The sequence below is a fragment of the Xenorhabdus yunnanensis genome (assembly GCF_028598805.1).
GTDB classification, from domain to species: Bacteria; Pseudomonadota; Gammaproteobacteria; order Enterobacterales; family Enterobacteriaceae; genus Xenorhabdus; species Xenorhabdus yunnanensis.
In genome coordinates this window covers 1-494 of sequence record NZ_JAQRFI010000233.1, presented here as the reverse complement: position 1 = coordinate 494, position 494 = coordinate 1, and the positions used below count along the sequence as shown (strand labels likewise).

Sequence of the window (494 nt, the reverse complement as noted above, 5' to 3'; positions counted from 1 at the left end):
AACTTTTGCGAAAAAGTCACCATCATGTAACCCCAATCTTGTTCAGTACCATCATATTTACTGGTTCCCAATGTAAGATTAAAAAGCAACATGCTATTCATAGTCCAGTCATAACCCAGTCACACTCCATCATATCTTCTTGGATTGGTGTCCAAGACTGTTCATTATCTTTATCAACTATCCAAATTTGAGGTGGAATATTTTTTCCATCATCGCCAGTTGAACCAGGAATAAGTCTTATGTATACATTTTCATCAGGACAACCCCAGCCATTACGGCGAACTCACCACCCCAAATACACTTGAGCTATTGCCCACGGGAATGAACCGAATGGTGCAACCGCATCCTGACTCTTGTATTGATCAGGGTGAAACGGACATTTAATACCTGCATTATCCAGCTTATTAATTTCAGACATAAATCCCTCACTTAGGTCAGATTTTCACCTCAATCGGATTCTTACTAGAGCAAGGCTTATAATTTGAAAGGTGATG

Annotated in this window: 1 pseudogene; it reads right to left on the bottom strand. The window is 39.7% G+C overall.

From position 1 onward, the window contains the following. Window positions 1–418: pseudogene (locus tag PSI23_RS23555) on the bottom strand (Thoeris anti-defense Tad2 family protein); the annotation flags it as partial. Window positions 419–494 lie beyond the last annotated feature (76 nt).